Annotated in this window: 10 protein-coding genes, 1 tRNA gene and 3 rRNA genes; 5 read left to right on the forward strand and 9 right to left on the reverse strand. The window is 51.6% G+C overall.

The genetic code is table 11. The features are described from left to right. Positions 1–69: 69 nt before the first annotated feature. Entirely contained in the window at positions 70–618 is a 549-nt protein-coding gene (yihI, locus tag LQ945_RS13115; protein WP_262241229.1) for a Der GTPase-activating protein YihI, read from the reverse strand. Positions 619–1,369: 751 nt separating this feature from the next. Between yihI and yihA the strand changes: the two genes are divergently transcribed. Continuing rightward, positions 1,370–2,020, forward strand: a complete 651-nt coding sequence (yihA, locus tag LQ945_RS13120) for a ribosome biogenesis GTP-binding protein YihA/YsxC (RefSeq protein WP_262241228.1) — start codon at positions 1,370–1,372, stop codon at positions 2,018–2,020. A 25-nt stretch (positions 2,021–2,045) separates the two neighbouring features. Beyond that, on the forward strand, positions 2,046–2,258 hold the full coding sequence (locus LQ945_RS13125) for a hypothetical protein (protein WP_270100928.1): 213 nt from the start codon (positions 2,046–2,048) through the stop codon (positions 2,256–2,258). Positions 2,259–2,552: 294 nt separating this feature from the next. Here LQ945_RS13125 and polA read toward each other — a convergent pair whose 3' ends face one another. Beyond that, positions 2,553–5,345: a DNA polymerase I gene (gene polA / locus LQ945_RS13130; protein WP_270100929.1), complete on the reverse strand. Its 2,793-nt coding sequence runs from the start codon at positions 5,343–5,345 to the stop codon at positions 2,553–2,555. Positions 5,346–5,841: 496 nt separating this feature from the next. Here polA and LQ945_RS13135 point away from each other — a divergent pair, with 496 nt between their 5' ends. Further along, on the forward strand, positions 5,842–6,732 hold the full coding sequence (locus LQ945_RS13135; protein ID WP_044554867.1) for an acyltransferase: 891 nt from the start codon (positions 5,842–5,844) through the stop codon (positions 6,730–6,732). A 48-nt stretch (positions 6,733–6,780) separates the two neighbouring features. On the opposite strand, the gene dsbA is transcribed toward LQ945_RS13135, so the two are convergent. The 3 genes from dsbA to LQ945_RS13150 all read right to left on the reverse strand — a co-directional run bounded on the left by dsbA (position 6,781) and on the right by LQ945_RS13150 (position 8,795). After that, the gene (gene dsbA / locus LQ945_RS13140; RefSeq protein ID WP_020837681.1) at positions 6,781–7,404 is read right to left on the reverse strand and encodes a thiol:disulfide interchange protein DsbA; all 624 of its coding nucleotides are present in this window, start codon (positions 7,402–7,404) and stop codon (positions 6,781–6,783) included. 29 nt (positions 7,405–7,433) lie between these two features. Further along, the gene (locus tag LQ945_RS13145) at positions 7,434–8,420 is read right to left on the reverse strand and encodes a serine/threonine protein kinase (RefSeq protein WP_270100930.1); all 987 of its coding nucleotides are present in this window, start codon (positions 8,418–8,420) and stop codon (positions 7,434–7,436) included. A 105-nt stretch (positions 8,421–8,525) separates the two neighbouring features. Beyond that, positions 8,526–8,795 (reverse strand): YihD family protein, encoded by a 270-nt coding sequence (locus tag LQ945_RS13150; RefSeq protein WP_044554937.1) that lies wholly within the window; start codon positions 8,793–8,795, stop codon positions 8,526–8,528. A gap of 151 nt (positions 8,796–8,946) precedes the next feature. Between LQ945_RS13150 and mobA the strand changes: the two genes are divergently transcribed. Both mobA and mobB read left to right on the forward strand, forming a co-directional pair. Further along, positions 8,947–9,540, forward strand: coding sequence for a molybdenum cofactor guanylyltransferase MobA (gene mobA / locus LQ945_RS13155; RefSeq protein ID WP_269936057.1), 594 nt, complete (start codon positions 8,947–8,949; stop codon positions 9,538–9,540). Then, on the forward strand, positions 9,533–10,054 hold the full coding sequence (mobB, locus tag LQ945_RS13160) for a molybdopterin-guanine dinucleotide biosynthesis protein MobB (RefSeq protein WP_270100931.1): 522 nt from the start codon (positions 9,533–9,535) through the stop codon (positions 10,052–10,054). Before mobA ends, mobB begins: the two co-directional genes overlap by 8 nt. Before the next feature lie 69 nt (positions 10,055–10,123). Here the strand turns inward: mobB and rrf are convergent. From rrf to LQ945_RS13180, 4 genes are all read right to left on the reverse strand, one after another. Continuing rightward, positions 10,124–10,239, reverse strand: a 5S ribosomal RNA gene (gene rrf / locus LQ945_RS13165). Between the two features lie 98 nt (positions 10,240–10,337). Then, positions 10,338–13,247 (reverse strand): 23S ribosomal RNA (locus LQ945_RS13170). Between the two features lie 245 nt (positions 13,248–13,492). Beyond that, a tRNA-Glu gene (locus LQ945_RS13175) sits at positions 13,493–13,568 on the reverse strand. Positions 13,569–13,709: 141 nt separating this feature from the next. Then, positions 13,710–15,252, reverse strand: a 16S ribosomal RNA gene (locus tag LQ945_RS13180). The 16S, 23S and 5S rRNA genes sit together here with 1 tRNA gene alongside, the layout of an rRNA operon. Positions 15,253–15,611 lie beyond the last annotated feature (359 nt).

Below are 15,611 nucleotides of genomic sequence, written 5' to 3' on the forward strand. Positions count from 1 at the left end.
TTTACCGAATAACCACAGCAGATAACACATCAAGAGTAGGGCTATTGACGGGATCAGCCACATGACGCGTTAAATTACGTCTTTCGGGTTACCGCCTTTCAGCAGTTTCAGGATATCTTCCTTTTTCTCTTCTTCTTCGTCGTCTTCATCGTCGCCCAGCTCAATGCCCAGTTGCTCCATCAGGGCATCGATACGATCCAGAGTCTGATCAACATAAGCCTGATCTTCTGCGCTCAGCGTCTCGCCGTCGTCAATACGATCCAGCAGTGCGTCCAGACGCTCATCATTTTCCAGCTTCGCCAACTCTTCTTCCGGCGACAGACGCGGTTTGGCTTCGGCCTTAGGTTTAGGCTGCGGCTTGGCTTTTGGCTTGGCTTCAGCCACCAATGCTACCGGCACTTTACTGCCAATGCGCGGGTCTTTGGTCTGTGCGCCGGCCTTGTTCTTTTGATTGGCAGACTCCACCTGGGTGCGAGAACCGGAAGCAAGGCCACGGCGCTTTTTCAGACGTTTGCGCTCACGGGCTTCCTGATCGAGCTCCACACGGCTTTTCTTTTTGGTTTTCGACGTCGCCGCGCTGCTGCGTGGGGCGCGAGGTGCTTTTGATGGCTGGTTCATAGCGTATGCTCTTAGGTATGTAGATTCAGTATAGAGATAGATGCTATACGATTGCGGCGGAATCTAGCAGAAAGCGAACAAAGAAAAAAGGCGGCAGGTTAAACCCGCCGCCTTTTTGCACCCTCTTTCGAAGGATATTCCTGCTACGCATTCCGTGCGCACACTCAACATCCTGGTTTTTCCTTCTGCTATAACCGCATTCCCTGCCGCACTACTTCCTTCATCCTGAAGGGAAAATCGTCCATGGAGAGATCCGTTCGCGTTCACTCTTCCTGAGTTTGCTTCCTGCTGGCATCCCAATTGCGGTAACTTCACCTTCCTTGTGCTATTTGCAAATTCTATGCAAATAGATCCATTCCTTTGGTTATTCATCCTGACACTCATTAGCACGTCCCGTGCTCTCCTTGAGATTTATCACCCTTCCCGGATGTTCCTTAATCCTGCACAGTCCTGTGCTGCAAGTTACTTTACGCTATCAGGGGTCAGGCTCAAGGCACCTGCCGTGTAATGAGCTGATAAAAATACGCATCGGAGAATTAACCTAATGTTTTATAATAAAAAGAATAAAAACAACTTTCGAATAAAAGCGACATTACCCCCTATTCGAATGGCAAATGTCTCACAAGCCCGCCCCACATAAATTGCCACACCCCACTGGCCCGGCGCTTAAAAACAGAGAAACACACCATTTTTAGCGCTGATGCAGTTATAATCGCCAACCAGTTAGCCATCCTCACGGAGACGAAAAATTTTGACCAGCAAGAATTACAATTATCATGTGACCCATTTCGTCACCAGTGCGCCCGATATTCGCCATCTGCCGGGGGATGAAGGTATTGAAGTTGCGTTCGCCGGTCGTTCTAATGCCGGTAAGTCCAGTGCGTTAAATACCCTGACCAATCAAAAAGGCCTGGCACGTACCAGTAAAACGCCGGGGCGCACCCAGCTCATCAACCTGTTTGAAGTGGAAGAAGGCATTCGCCTGGTCGACCTGCCGGGTTATGGTTACGCCGAAGTGCCTGAAGAGATGAAACGCAAATGGCAGCGAGCGCTGGGTGAATACCTGCAAATGCGCAACTGCCTGAAAGGCCTGGTGGTGCTGATGGACATCCGCCATCCGTTGAAAGATCTCGACCAGCAGATGATCCAATGGGCTGTCGATGTCGGCACGCCAGTTCTGGTTCTGCTGACCAAAGCGGACAAACTGGCATCTGGCGCGCGTAAAGCGCAACTGAATATGGTGCGTGAAGCGGTAGTGCCGTTTATGGGCGATATCCAGGTGGAAGCCTTCTCTTCACCGAAAAAAATCGGCGTCGACAAACTGAGCCAAAAACTGAATACCTGGTTTAACGAGATCCCACCGGAAGTGCTGCCGGAAGATGACGACACTGCCGGCGAATAAAATGCCGCAGGTGCCGTGATAGCCGATGTGGAAACGCATCGGCTTTTTTACGCCTGCCATTCGAGATGCAGGCTCTTTTCGTTATCTAATTACAATTCTGATAGAAATCCATCATAAATTCTTATGGTGGTTTGGCATTGAGAATGCCGATGAGCAAGCCATATCGGGAGATAAACCGAAGGAAAGAGGTCGCGGGGGAATAAGAAGAACCTATGGTTTGGCTTTGTTTTTACAATAAAAAACGCCCCAGTCAATACTGACTGGGGCGGCTAAATATTCAGCCAAATCCGATTACGTGAAGTAAAAGGTCTGAAAGATAGAACATCTTACCTCTGTACCCTACGCCAGTAACTCTACATGATTTTTTCGCAGTGCAAAAGAATTTTTTGTAGTTTACTTACACAGTTTGGCGCGTAATAACGGCGAGGTTGGGGAAACAATCGCCGTATCCTGTAGCTTAATTACAAAAACTGCTTAGGTTATCGCCAGTTAGCCCATCCTTTAAGAACGAGGCCGGTGAACGACCGCACAATCAGTGAGCTTCGTCCCAGTTGGCCCCCACGCCAACATCCACTTTCAGTGGGACAGCCAGAGTCATGCTGTTTTCCATCAGCTCGCGAATGCGTTGGTTAGAGGCTTCCAGCACCGACTCATGTACCTCGAACACCAATTCATCGTGCACCTGCATGATCATACGCACCAAGGGTTCTTCCTGAGCTTGCAGCCAGGCGTCCACTTCGATCATCGCACGCTTGATGATATCGGCAGCCGTTCCTTGCATAGGGGCGTTAATCGCCGCGCGTTCGGCAGCCTTACGTCGCATACCGTTACTGGAGCTGACATCCGGCAGATAGAGACGGCGGCCGTCCAACGTGCTGACGTAGCCCTGGCTGGCAGCCTGCTGGCGGGTGCGCTCCATATATTCCAATACGCCCGGATAACGCTCGAAGTAGAGATCCATGTAGCGCTGTGCTTCACCACGCGGAATACCCAATTGCCGCGCCAGACCAAACGCGCTCATGCCATAAATCAGGCCAAAGTTAATCGCCTTGGCGCTGCGGCGCTGTTCGTGGGTCACTTTATCGAGCGGCAGGCCAAACACTTCGGCCGCGGTGGCGCGGTGGATATCTTCACCGGCGGCAAAGGCCTTCAGTAACCCTTCATCCTGTGACAGATGGGCCATGATGCGCAGTTCGATTTGCGAATAGTCGGCCGCAACGATGCGGTAACCCTCAGGAGCAATAAAGGCCTGGCGGATCCGGCGCCCTTCGTCGTTGCGCACCGGGATATTCTGCAGGTTAGGATCGCTGGAAGAGAGACGCCCGGTAGCCGTCACCGCCTGATGATAAGAGGTATGCACCCGACCGCTGACCGGATTGATCATCAGCGGCAGCTTGTCGGTGTAGGTGGTCTTCAGCTTCGCCAAGCCACGGTATTCCAGGATCACCTTAGGCAACGGGTAATCCAACGCCAGTTCGGCCAACACTTCTTCGTTAGTCGATGGAGCACCACCCGGCGTTTTCTTCAGTATCGGCAGCTTTTGCTTTTCGTACAGGATCGCCTGCAGCTGTTTGGTCGACGCCAGATTAAAAGGCTCTTCCGCCAGTTCATGGGCCTGAATTTCCAGCTCGGCCAGGCGTTTGGTCAATTCGATGGAGTGCGTGGCCAGAATGCTTTGATCAATCAGCACCCCGGTGCGTTCGATGTGCGACAACACCGGCAACAGTGGCATTTCAATCTCATTGAATACTTTCAGCAGCTCGGCGCTTTCCTTCAATTGCGGCCACATCGCCAAATGCAATTGCAAGGTAACGTCGGCATCTTCGGCAGCGTAAGGGGCCGCCTGCTCCAGCGCAATCTGGTTGAAAGTGAGCTGCTTTTTCCCCTTGCCGGCTATCTCTTCGAAGGTCACTGTTTTATGGCCAAGGTAACGATCGGACAAGCTGTCCATATCGTGACGACCACCGACGCTATCCAGCACATAAGATTCCAGCATAGTGTCGAAGGCAATGCCGCGCAGGGTGATGTCGTAACGCGCCAGCAGGCCCATATCGAACTTCAGATTTTGCCCGACCTTGAGCGCTTTCTCGTCTTCCAGCAGCGGCTTCAACGTGGCCAGCACATAATCGCGGTCCAGCTGCGCTGGGGCATCGAGATAGTCATGCGCTACCGGTAAATAGGCGGCTTCGCCCGGTGCAATGGCAAACGACAGGCCGATCAGATTGGCGGTCAGGGTGTCCAAGCCGTCAGTTTCGGTATCAAACGCAAATACTTCGGCTTTTTTCAGCTTTTCCAGCCACTGTGCGAAAGTCTCTTCATCCAGGATGGTGACGTAACCTTCTTGCGACAGCGTCGCTTCGGCAGGCGCTTTGTCAGCTACTGCCATAGCCTTTGGCGCACTGGCGGCTTTCACGCCGGCACCCTTTTTGCCTTCCAGCCAAATGCCGGCTTCAACATCCGCCAGCCAGCGTTTAAATTCGTATTGTTTAAACAACTGCTGCAGCACATCGACATCCAGCGCTGATACTTCGAGATCGGCGCAGGTAAGATCCAGTTCGACGTCGGTTTTGATGGTTGCCAGCTTGTAGGAGAGGTAAGCCACCTCTTTGTTCTGTTCCAGCTTGGCCGCCATGGTCTTGGCGCCGCGGAAGCTGAGCGTGGCGATACTGTCGAGGTTGGCATAGAGCGCATCCAGCCCGCCAAGCCCCTGTAACAGCGCCTGCGCGGTTTTCTCGCCCACACCAGGTACGCCTGGGATGTTATCCGAGGAATCGCCCATCAGCGCCAGGAAGTCGATAATCAGCTCTGGCGGAATGCCGTACTTGTCGCACACTTCCTGTGGACCAAGGATGGTGTTGTTCATGGTGTTGATCAGGGTGACGTTTGGTGTGACCAACTGCGCCATGTCTTTATCACCGGTGCTGATCAGCACCGCATGGCCGGCTTTCTCTGCCTCCAGTGCCAAAGTACCTATCACATCGTCGGCTTCTACGCCGGGCGTGACCAGCAGCGGCAATCCCATCGCCTTGACCATTTTGTGCAACGGTTCGATTTGCGCGCGCAGGTCGTCCGGCATCGGCGGCCGGTGCGATTTGTATTCTGCGAACAGCTCATCGCGGAAGGTTTTTCCTTTGGCATCAAACACCACCGCAACATGGCTTGGCTGGTACTGCAGCAACAGGCTGCGCAGCATATTCAGCACGCCATACATTGCCCCGGTAGGTTCGCCCGCAGAGTTGGTCAGCGGAGGGAAGGCGTGATAAGCGCGGTAGAGGTACGAGGAACCGTCAACCAGGATTAATGGGTTTTCTGCAATCTGGGCCATAGCGTTTCTTTATCGTGATCGGACATGACGGTAAGCATGCCATAGCTGGCCGCCTGAGACGAACCTTAGCGTGCATTAAGGGCGAAAATCACGTGATTCTGCAAAGCGATCCGCAAGATCCTGCCTGTGGATAACTTTGTGCATAGAAAAGACAACAAATTATAACGATGCGTTTATCGTTATAATGAGAAATAAAAATCCTATTTAAATCACTGCGTTAAACAGTGCTATTTTAACTGAAGGTTATTATCGACTTTTACACAATTTGTGGATATAACTTGCGCCGGATTTTAATCGCACTATTAATCAAAATTGGCGCCTCAATTACCATAGCACAAGATGAGCAAGTTGCACGAAAACGCAGCAAATGCCCATTTTTTCCGCTTTAAAACAGCTACTGCTGGCGGGCATTTTCCCCCTATAATGTCGCTAAAATATTTTTTGTTCATGCATACTGGCATGTAACGCTGTTCTCACCAACCGTCAGCCTATAACCATGCCAAGATTGCTATCCCCCGTTATTTTTATCATTTCCAGCCTGCTCGCCATTTTGGTCACCGTACTGTGTTCAATCCCCATTACGATCGCCGGCGTCATTAAGTTACTGGTACCCTTTCCTGCCGTATGGCGACGTATCTCCGCCTTCGCCGACTTTATGATGTGGTGCTGGTGCCTGGGGTTATCGCTGCTATTACGTATTAACGGCCAACTGCGCTGGGATATAGAAGGGTTGGAAGGTCTGGATCGAAAAAACTGGTATCTGCTGATCAGTAATCACGAAAGCTGGTCGGATATTGTGGTGCTGTGCGTATTGTTCCGTAACCATATTCCAATGAATAAGTACTTTCTTAAACAGCAATTGGCCTGGGTCCCCTTTGTCGGCCTGGCCTGCTGGGCGCTGGATATGCCCTTCATGAAACGCTATTCGCGTGCCTATTTGCTCAAACACCCGGACAAGCGCGGTAACGATATCGAGACCACACGCCGATCCTGCGAGAAGTTTCGTAAACGCCCGACCACCATCGTTAATTTTGTAGAGGGTTCGCGTTTTACCGAAGCCAAGAAAATTAAAACTCGCTCGCCCTATCGCAATTTATTAGCGCCTAAAGCCGCCGGTATTGCTTTTACACTCAGTGCATTAGGTAAGCAGTTCGATAAGGTGTTAAACGTCACCCTGCTTTACCCAGATAATACTGAACGGCCTTTTATGGATATGCTGTGCGGCCGGTTAAAACGCATTGTAGTAAGGGTTGAATTGCTGCCAATCGACGAAAGCATGCATGGCGATTACTTTAACGACAAGCAGTTTAAGCGACGTTTCCAGCTTTGGCTGAACACACTGTGGCAGGATAAAGACAGATTGCTGGATGGATTGAAACGGCAATAAAAGTTAAAAAAAAGCCGGCTGAGCCGGCTTTTTTACTTTAAATATCGGTTACTTCTGCTCGCTGAGGAATTTAACCACGTCGGCGAATTGCTTCACGTAAGCATCCATCGAACTGGTGTCCAGACCGTCGTTTTTAACCATGTATTTGCCGTTAACAAATACCGCCGGCACGCCGCGCAGTTGCAGATCTTCTGCGGCTTTCTCCTGTTGTACCACCAGGGATTTCACCACGAAGCTGTTCAGAGCCCCATCATAATCCGCCGCGCTTACGCCAGCTTTCACAAACACGTTGCGAATATCATCAGGCGTTTGCACAGTCTGAGTTTTCTGCACCGCTTCAAACATCAACGGGCTGACTTTATCTTCCACACCCAGCGCCATTGCAACAGCCCATGCCTGAGTCAGTTGTTTACCCAACGGCCCCAGGAACTCAACGTGGTACTTGGTCATTTTAGTGCCCGCAGGCAGCGCTTTTTTCACATTTTCGGAAACGTGATAAACCTGCTCGAACTGGTAGCAGTGTGGGCAATAGAAGGAGAAGAACTCCAGTACCTGAGGTTCACCCGTCACTGGCTTGTCCAGGGTGACGTACTGAGTCCCATCGCTAAACTGCGCAGCCGAGGCACTGAATGCCATTACCATGCCAACGAGCGCCAACCAAATTTTCTTCATAAGACTAAACTCTCCATTGTGTTAAAGCTTCAATACATTGGCATCAGCTGCAGAGGGGGCTCCTGCAACAGCTTAACCTGTTCGGTGAATGCCGCCGTCTGAGATAACCAAAAATCAGACTCCGCCATCCACGGAAAACTTTTAGGGAACGCAGGATCTTGCCAACGGCGAGCGACCCATGCCAGGTAGTAAACCATACGCATAGCACGCAGCGGCTCGATCAGCGCCAACTCACTTTGATCAAACTCGGCAAACTCTGAGTACGCTTCCAACAAAATATCTAACTGCATCAAACGATCGCGACGCTCGCCGTGCAACAACATCCACAGATCCTGTATCGCCGGCCCGTTACGCGCGTCATCAAGATCAACAAACAGTGGGCCATCACGCCACAGGATATTGCCCGGATGGCAGTCACCGTGCAAACGCCGCGGTTGCCAATCCTGATGCCAATGCTGTTTGATCGCCTCAATCAGCTTGTCAGTCGCTGCAAGAAAGCTGTCTCGCTGCGCTTTGGGCAACAGCTCACTGCCCGCCAAAACCTGACGCGGTATAGTGAGGTACTCCTCGATGCCCATCGTCGGACGTTCAACAAACAGGCTTTCGCTACCCACCTGATGAATGCGCCCCAGGAAACGGCCAACCCACTCCAGTTGATCGAGATTGTCGATCTCATACTGCCGCCCGCCAACGCTGGGAAAAACCGTAAAAAAGAAACCGTTGTGCGTATGCAGCGTATTGCCCTGCAGGACTAATGGCGCAACTGCAGGGATCTCCGCCAGAGCAAGATCGTGGGAGAACTGATGTTCTTCACCAATTTGTTTCGCGCTCCAACGTTCGGGCCGATAAAACTTCACCACATAACGCTTACGATCCTCGTCCATAAACTGATAAACGCGGTTTTCGTAACTGTTAAGCGCCGTTAGCCCGGAGTCTACACGCAGGCCAACCCCTTCCAACGCATCCATAATCAGGTCGGGCGACAGGGTCTGAAAATTAAAAGCTGAGTTGTTCATAACAACATTCGGTTTCGTTTGGGTGACATCACAATGCCGGGATTGAGAAATAGTAGCATTAATGACGGGCTGCACGAGCAACGGCTTCACCCTGGCGCACGAATGCTAATCCTTGATCACGCCACGGGCGCGTAGCAATGCCGTTTTGAAGTCTTCCTCATAATCCTTTTTCAGACCAGGGATCTGTTCGCTGCCGGCGCTGCCGCGCATTTTCAAATGGTAGATCAGGATATCATCGCTCAGTTCAGCCAGATTGCCCTGAAAGCCAGCTTCTTGCGCCAACTTCTGCAAAAACTGGATCAGATTAAGATCCGGATCTTCCTGCCAGGCCGGGTGCAGAAGCTCAATCAGCTCGTTTACGCGGTGCGTTTTCATCGCAATATTGTCCAATAGAATCAATAAACACACAAAGTAACAGGCTTGCCAACGCAGTGAAAGAAGCAGCTTGTCAATAAAGGTAAATCCTGATGCCATACCGGCTTTAGCGCTACAATCATGGCGTTAGTCACAATGCGGAATTTGAAATATGCATGAAGAGATTACCGGCATTATTCTGGCCGGAGGGCGTGCCACTCGCATGGGCGGGGAAGATAAAGGTCTGGTTTCGGTTGCCGGCATCCCCCTGTATCAGTACGTGCTTGCCCGACTACGGCCGCAGGTCGGGCCGATAGCCATCAACGCCAATCGCAATCAAGCACGGTATAGGGAAAGTGGCCTGCCGATAATCAGCGATCTGACCCCTGACTTTTCAGGCCCGCTCGCCGGTATGCTGGCCGGCCTGAAACACGCGACGACCGAATGGGTGGCCTTTGTGCCCTGTGATGTTCCTGACTTTCCTGCAACGCTCATCGAGAAACTCTGGCAACACAAAGGAAGTGCGATAGCCGCCTATGCCAGTGATGGGGAACGGGCGCACCCAACGCTGGCGCTATTGCACACCAGTCTGGCGACTCCGTTGGAGGATTATCTGGCCCGCGGTGAACGCAAGCTGATGCTGTTCCTGGAGGCAGCAGGTGCTCAACAGGTAGCGTTTGAAGGGCAACAGATGGCATTCCATAATCTTAATACACAAGAAGACTGCCAAAATTGGCTGCTGGAGAAAGAAACTCCCCATGGATAGTACTCTGCAACCTCCTCTGCTCGCCATTGCTGCCTATAGCGGTACGGGCAAAACCACCCTGCTTAAACAATTGATTCCTTTATTAAAGCAGCGGCAAATCCGCGTAGGGCTGATCAAACATACCCATCATGATATGGATGTCGATACCCCCGGCAAAGACAGTTATGAACTGCGCAAAGCCGGTGCCGACCAAACGTTGGTCGCCAGCGATCGTCGCTGGGCACTAATGACAGAAACGCCGGAACAACCCCCGCTGGATCTTCAGTATTTGGCGAGTCGTTTTGATACTGGCAAGGTGGATATCATTTTAGTCGAAGGGTTCAAGCATGAGCCCATCAGTAAAATCATTCTCTATCGTGAAGAGATAGGCAGACCGCTTGAGGATATGCTGGACGAGTGCGTTATCGCCGTTGCCAGCGATCGGCTAATCCCTGGAAAGGCCAGACTGTTGGACCTTAATGACCCAGAGTGCATCGCTGACTTTATCGCGGACTGGTTAAAAAGCGCAGCCTAGCTGCGCCATTTTTTCTTTTCCGCATAGCAAAAAGGCCATCCTTGCGGATGGCCTCTTGGCTTGATTGATGCCTGGCAGTGTCCTACTCTCGCATGGGGAGACCCCACACTACCATCGGCGCTACGGCGTTTCACTTCTGAGTTCGGCATGGGGTCAGGTGGGACCACCGCGCTATTGCCGCCAGGCAAATTCTGTTTCATTCTAACCGCTACTCACGTAGCCATCAGAACCAATCTCGGAACTTCGCTGAAAATCTGTCTCTCTAAAACACCTTTGGTGTTGTAAGGTTAAGCCTCACGGATCATTAGTACTGGTTAGCTCAATGCATCGCTGCACTTACACACCCAGCCTATCAACGTCTTAGTCTTAAACGTTCCTTCAGGGGCCTTAAAGGCCCAGGGAAGACTCATCTCGAGGCAAGTTTCGCGCTTAGATGCTTTCAGCGCTTATCTTTTCCGCACTTAGCTACCGGGCAGTGCCATTGGCATGACAACCCGAACACCAGTGGTGCGTTCACTCCGGTCCTCTCGTACTAGGAGCAACCCCTCTCAATCTTCCAACGCCCACGGCAGATAGGGACCGAACTGTCTCACGACGTTCTAAACCCAGCTCGCGTACCACTTTAAATGGCGAACAGCCATACCCTTGGGACCTACTTCAGCCCCAGGATGTGATGAGCCGACATCGAGGTGCCAAACACCGCCGTCGATATGAACTCTTGGGCGGTATCAGCCTGTTATCCCCGGAGTACCTTTTATCCGTTGAGCGATGGCCCTTCCATTCAGAACCACCGGATCACTAAGACCTACTTTCGTACCTGCTCGAGCCGTCACTCTCGCAGTCAAGCTAGCTTATGCCTTTGCACTAACCTCACGATGTCCGACCGTGATTAGCTAACCTTCGTGCTCCTCCGTTACTCTTTGGGAGGAGACCGCCCCAGTCAAACTACCCACCAGACACTGTCCTCACCCCGGATTACGGGGCCGAGTTAGAACATCAAACATTAAAGGGTGGTATTTCAAGGTTGGCTCCACGCAGACTGGCGTCCACGCTTCAAAGCCTCCCACCTATCCTACACATCAAGGCTCAATGTTCAGTGTCAAGCTATAGTAAAGGTTCACGGGGTCTTTCCGTCTTGCCGCGGGTACACTGCATCTTCACAGCGAGTTCAATTTCACTGAGTCTCGGGTGGAGACAGCCTGGCCATCATTACGCCATTCGTGCAGGTCGGAACTTACCCGACAAGGAATTTCGCTACCTTAGGACCGTTATAGTTACGGCCGCCGTTTACTGGGGCTTCGATCAAGAGCTTCGCCTTGCGGCTGACCCCATCAATTAACCTTCCAGCACCGGGCAGGCGTCACACCGTATACGTCCACTTTCGTGTTTGCACAGTGCTGTGTTTTTATTAAACAGTTGCAGCCAGCTGGTATCTGCGACTGGCTTCAGCTCCGAGAGCAAGTCTCTTCACCTACGCGCCAGCGTGCCTTCTCCCGAAGTTACGGCACCATTTTGCCTAGTTCCTTCACCCGAGTTCTCTCAAGCGCCTTGGTATTCTCTACCTGACCACCTGTGTCGGTTTGGGGTACGATTCTGTGTTACCTGATGCTTAGAGGCTTTTCCTGGAAGCTTGGCATCAACTACTTCTGCACCGTAGTGCATCGTCATCACGCCTCAGGGTTGAATAAGCGACCGGATTTACCAGGTCACTCCCCCTACACGCTTAAACCGGGACAACCGTCGCCCGGCTAGCCTAGCCTTCTCCGTCCCCCCTTCGCAGTAACACCGAGTACAGGAATATTAACCTGTTTCCCATCGACTACGCCTTTCGGCCTCGCCTTAGGGGTCGACTCACCCTGCCCCGATTAACGTTGGACAGGAACCCTTGGTCTTCCGGCGAGCGGGTTTTTCACCCGCTTTATCGTTACTTATGTCAGCATTCGCACTTCTGATACCTCCAGCAACCCTCACAGGTCACCTTCAACGGCTTACAGAACGCTCCCCTACCCAACAACGCCTAAGCGTCGCTGCCGCAGCTTCGGTGCATGGTTTAGCCCCGTTACATCTTCCGCGCAGGCCGACTCGACCAGTGAGCTATTACGCTTTCTTTAAATGATGGCTGCTTCTAAGCCAACATCCTGGCTGTCTATGCCTTCCCACATCGTTTCCCACTTAACCATGACTTTGGGACCTTAGCTGGCGGTCTGGGTTGTTTCCCTCTTCACGACGGACGTTAGCACCCGCCGTGTGTCTCCCGTGATAACATTCTTCGGTATTCGGAGTTTGCATCGGTTTGGTAAGCCGGGATGGCCCCCTAGCCGAAACAGTGCTCTACCCCCGAAGATGAGTTCACGAGGCGCTACCTAAATAGCTTTCGGGGAGAACCAGCTATCTCCCGGTTTGATTGGCCTTTCACCCCCAGCCACAAGTCATCCGCTAATTTTTCAACATTAGTCGGTTCGGTCCTCCAGTTAGTGTTACCCAACCTTCAACCTGCCCATGGCTAGATCACCGGGTTTCGGGTCTATACCTTGCAACTATTCGCCCAGTTAAGACTCGGTTTCCCTACGGCTCCCCTATACGGTTAACCTTGCTACAAAATATAAGTCGCTGACCCATTATACAAAAGGTACGCAGTCACCCAACAAAGTAGGCTCCCACTGCTTGTACGTACACGGTTTCAGGTTCTATTTCACTCCCCTCGCCGGGGTTCTTTTCGCCTTTCCCTCACGGTACTGGTTCACTATCGGTCAGTCAGGAGTATTTAGCCTTGGAGGATGGTCCCCCCATATTCAGACAGGATGTCACGTGTCCCGCCCTACTCATCGAACTCACAATTAATGCATTTTAGTGTACGGGACTATCACCCTTTACTGTGCGACTTTCCAGACGCTTCCACTAACACAAGAACTGATTCAGGTTCTGGGCTCCTCCCCGTTCGCTCGCCGCTACTGGGGGAATCTCGGTTGATTTCTTTTCCTCGGGGTACTTAGATGTTTCAGTTCCCCCGGTTCGCCTCATACGACTATGTATTCATCGTATGATAGTGCAACGAATTGCACTGGGTTTCCCCATTCGGGTATCGCCGGTTATAACGGTTCATATCACCTTACCGACGCTTATCGCAGATTAGCACGCCCTTCATCGCCTCTGACTGCCTAGGCATCCACCGTGTACGCTTAGTCACTTAACCTCACAACCCGAAGGTGTTTCTGTAAACAGAGAACACTGTCGTGCTGTTTATTTGAGAGACTCTATGACAGGTTAATCCTTACCCCAATAGTTCTACGGAGGGATAAGTTTCAGCTGTCATGTTTCAATTTTCAGCTTGTTCCAGATTGTTAAAGAGCAATATCTTAAACACGACTCGCAAGAGTCATCTTTAAGATGTTTTCGGTTATTGCTAACCGGTGATAATGTCTTTCACTCATTATCGGATGGCGTCCCCAAGGGGATTCGAACCCCTGTTACAGCCGTGAAAGGGCAGTGTCCTAGGCCTCTAGACGATGGGGACACAAAATCCGATTAAACCAGGGTTTAACCGTTTCTCGTATCAGCATGAGTCAGTGACTCATTACATCAACAGGTAGCGCTTTGCTCGTTACTTTTCATCAGACAATCTGTGTGAGCACTACACGCAATCAATATCATTAGGTAAGGAGGTGATCCAACCGCAGGTTCCCCTACGGTTACCTTGTTACGACTTCACCCCAGTCATGAATCACAAAGTGGTAAGCGCCCTCCCGAAGGTTAAGCTACCTACTTCTTTTGCAACCCACTCCCATGGTGTGACGGGCGGTGTGTACAAGGCCCGGGAACGTATTCACCGTAGCATTCTGATCTACGATTACTAGCGATTCCGACTTCACGGAGTCGAGTTGCAGACTCCGATCCGGACTACGACGTACTTTATGAGGTCCGCTTGCTCTCGCGAGTTCGCTTCTCTTTGTATACGCCATTGTAGCACGTGTGTAGCCCTACTCGTAAGGGCCATGATGACTTGACGTCATCCCCACCTTCCTCCGGTTTATCACCGGCAGTCTCCTTTGAGTTCCCGCCATGACGCGCTGGCAACAAAGGATAAGGGTTGCGCTCGTTGCGGGACTTAACCCAACATTTCACAACACGAGCTGACGACAGCCATGCAGCACCTGTCTCAGAGTTCCCGAAGGCACTAAGCTATCTCTAGCGAATTCTCTGGATGTCAAGAGTAGGTAAGGTTCTTCGCGTTGCATCGAATTAAACCACATGCTCCACCGCTTGTGCGGGCCCCCGTCAATTCATTTGAGTTTTAACCTTGCGGCCGTACTCCCCAGGCGGTCGACTTAACGCGTTAGCTCCGGAAGCCACGCCTCAAGGGCACAACCTCCAAGTCGACATCGTTTACAGCGTGGACTACCAGGGTATCTAATCCTGTTTGCTCCCCACGCTTTCGCACCTGAGCGTCAGTCTTTGTCCAGGGGGCCGCCTTCGCCACCGGTATTCCTCCAGATCTCTACGCATTTCACCGCTACACCTGGAATTCTACCCCCCTCTACAAGACTCTAGCTTGCCAGTTTCAAATGCAGTTCCCACGTTAAGCGCGGGGATTTCACATCTGACTTAACAAACCGCCTGCGTGCGCTTTACGCCCAGTAATTCCGATTAACGCTTGCACCCTCCGTATTACCGCGGCTGCTGGCACGGAGTTAGCCGGTGCTTCTTCTGCGAGTAACGTCAATGCACAGTGCTATTAACACTGAACCCTTCCTCCTCGCTGAAAGTGCTTTACAACCCGAAGGCCTTCTTCACACACGCGGCATGGCTGCATCAGGCTTGCGCCCATTGTGCAATATTCCCCACTGCTGCCTCCCGTAGGAGTCTGGACCGTGTCTCAGTTCCAGTGTGGCTGGTCATCCTCTCAGACCAGCTAGGGATCGTCGCCTAGGTGAGCCATTACCCCACCTACTAGCTAATCCCATCTGGGCACATCTGATGGCATGAGGCCCGAAGGTCCCCCACTTTGGTCCGAAGACGTTATGCGGTATTAGCTACCGTTTCCAGTAGTTATCCCCCTCCATCAGGCAGTTTCCCAGACATTACTCACCCGTCCGCCGCTCGTCACCCGGAGAGCAAGCTCTCCTGTGCTACCGCTCGACTTGCATGTGTTAGGCCTGCCGCCAGCGTTCAATCTGAGCCATGATCAAACTCTTCAATTAAAAGCTTGATTTGCTTCAACTCGTGAAGCGATGCTCGAAAATTAACTTTCGTAATAATCAGACCGTTGACGAATCAACCGACTGACTTATTGCTTGGTCACTCTTCAAGACTTGATATTTTTTCGAACCCGAAGGTTCTGGATATCGTCTTGTGGAGTGCCCACACAGATTGTCTGATAAATTGTTAAAGAGCAGTGAGTTAGGTTGCTAACTCGAGGTGGCGTATATTACGCTTTTCACCTGAAGAGTCAAGCTTTTTTCTTATTAAGAAACGGTGTTTTCACCGGCTTGAATCTTTCTGGCTGGGCGACTGGTTCTCGTTAGAGGAGTCGTTGTTCCCGGTCAGTGGAGGCGCATTA

It is taken from the genome of Serratia liquefaciens, assembly GCF_027594825.1.
Taxonomy (GTDB): Bacteria; Pseudomonadota; Gammaproteobacteria; order Enterobacterales; family Enterobacteriaceae; genus Serratia; species Serratia liquefaciens_A.

Coding starts and splice junctions, on each gene's coding strand:
- yihI (WP_262241229.1), bottom strand. CDS start 618: ATGAACCAGCCATCAAAAGCACCTCGCGCCCCACGCAGCAGCGCGGCG.
- LQ945_RS13125 (WP_270100928.1), top strand. CDS start 2,046: ATGTGGAAACGCATCGGCTTTTTTACGCCTGCCATTCGAGATGCAGGC.
- polA (WP_270100929.1), bottom strand. CDS start 5,345: ATGGCCCAGATTGCAGAAAACCCATTAATCCTGGTTGACGGTTCCTCG.
- LQ945_RS13135 (WP_044554867.1), top strand. CDS start 5,842: ATGCCAAGATTGCTATCCCCCGTTATTTTTATCATTTCCAGCCTGCTC.
- dsbA (WP_020837681.1), bottom strand. CDS start 7,404: ATGAAGAAAATTTGGTTGGCGCTCGTTGGCATGGTAATGGCATTCAGT.
- LQ945_RS13145 (WP_270100930.1), bottom strand. CDS start 8,420: ATGAACAACTCAGCTTTTAATTTTCAGACCCTGTCGCCCGACCTGATT.
- LQ945_RS13150 (WP_044554937.1), bottom strand. CDS start 8,795: ATGAAAACGCACCGCGTAAACGAGCTGATTGAGCTTCTGCACCCGGCC.
- mobA (WP_269936057.1), top strand. CDS start 8,947: ATGCATGAAGAGATTACCGGCATTATTCTGGCCGGAGGGCGTGCCACT.
- mobB (WP_270100931.1), top strand. CDS start 9,533: ATGGATAGTACTCTGCAACCTCCTCTGCTCGCCATTGCTGCCTATAGC.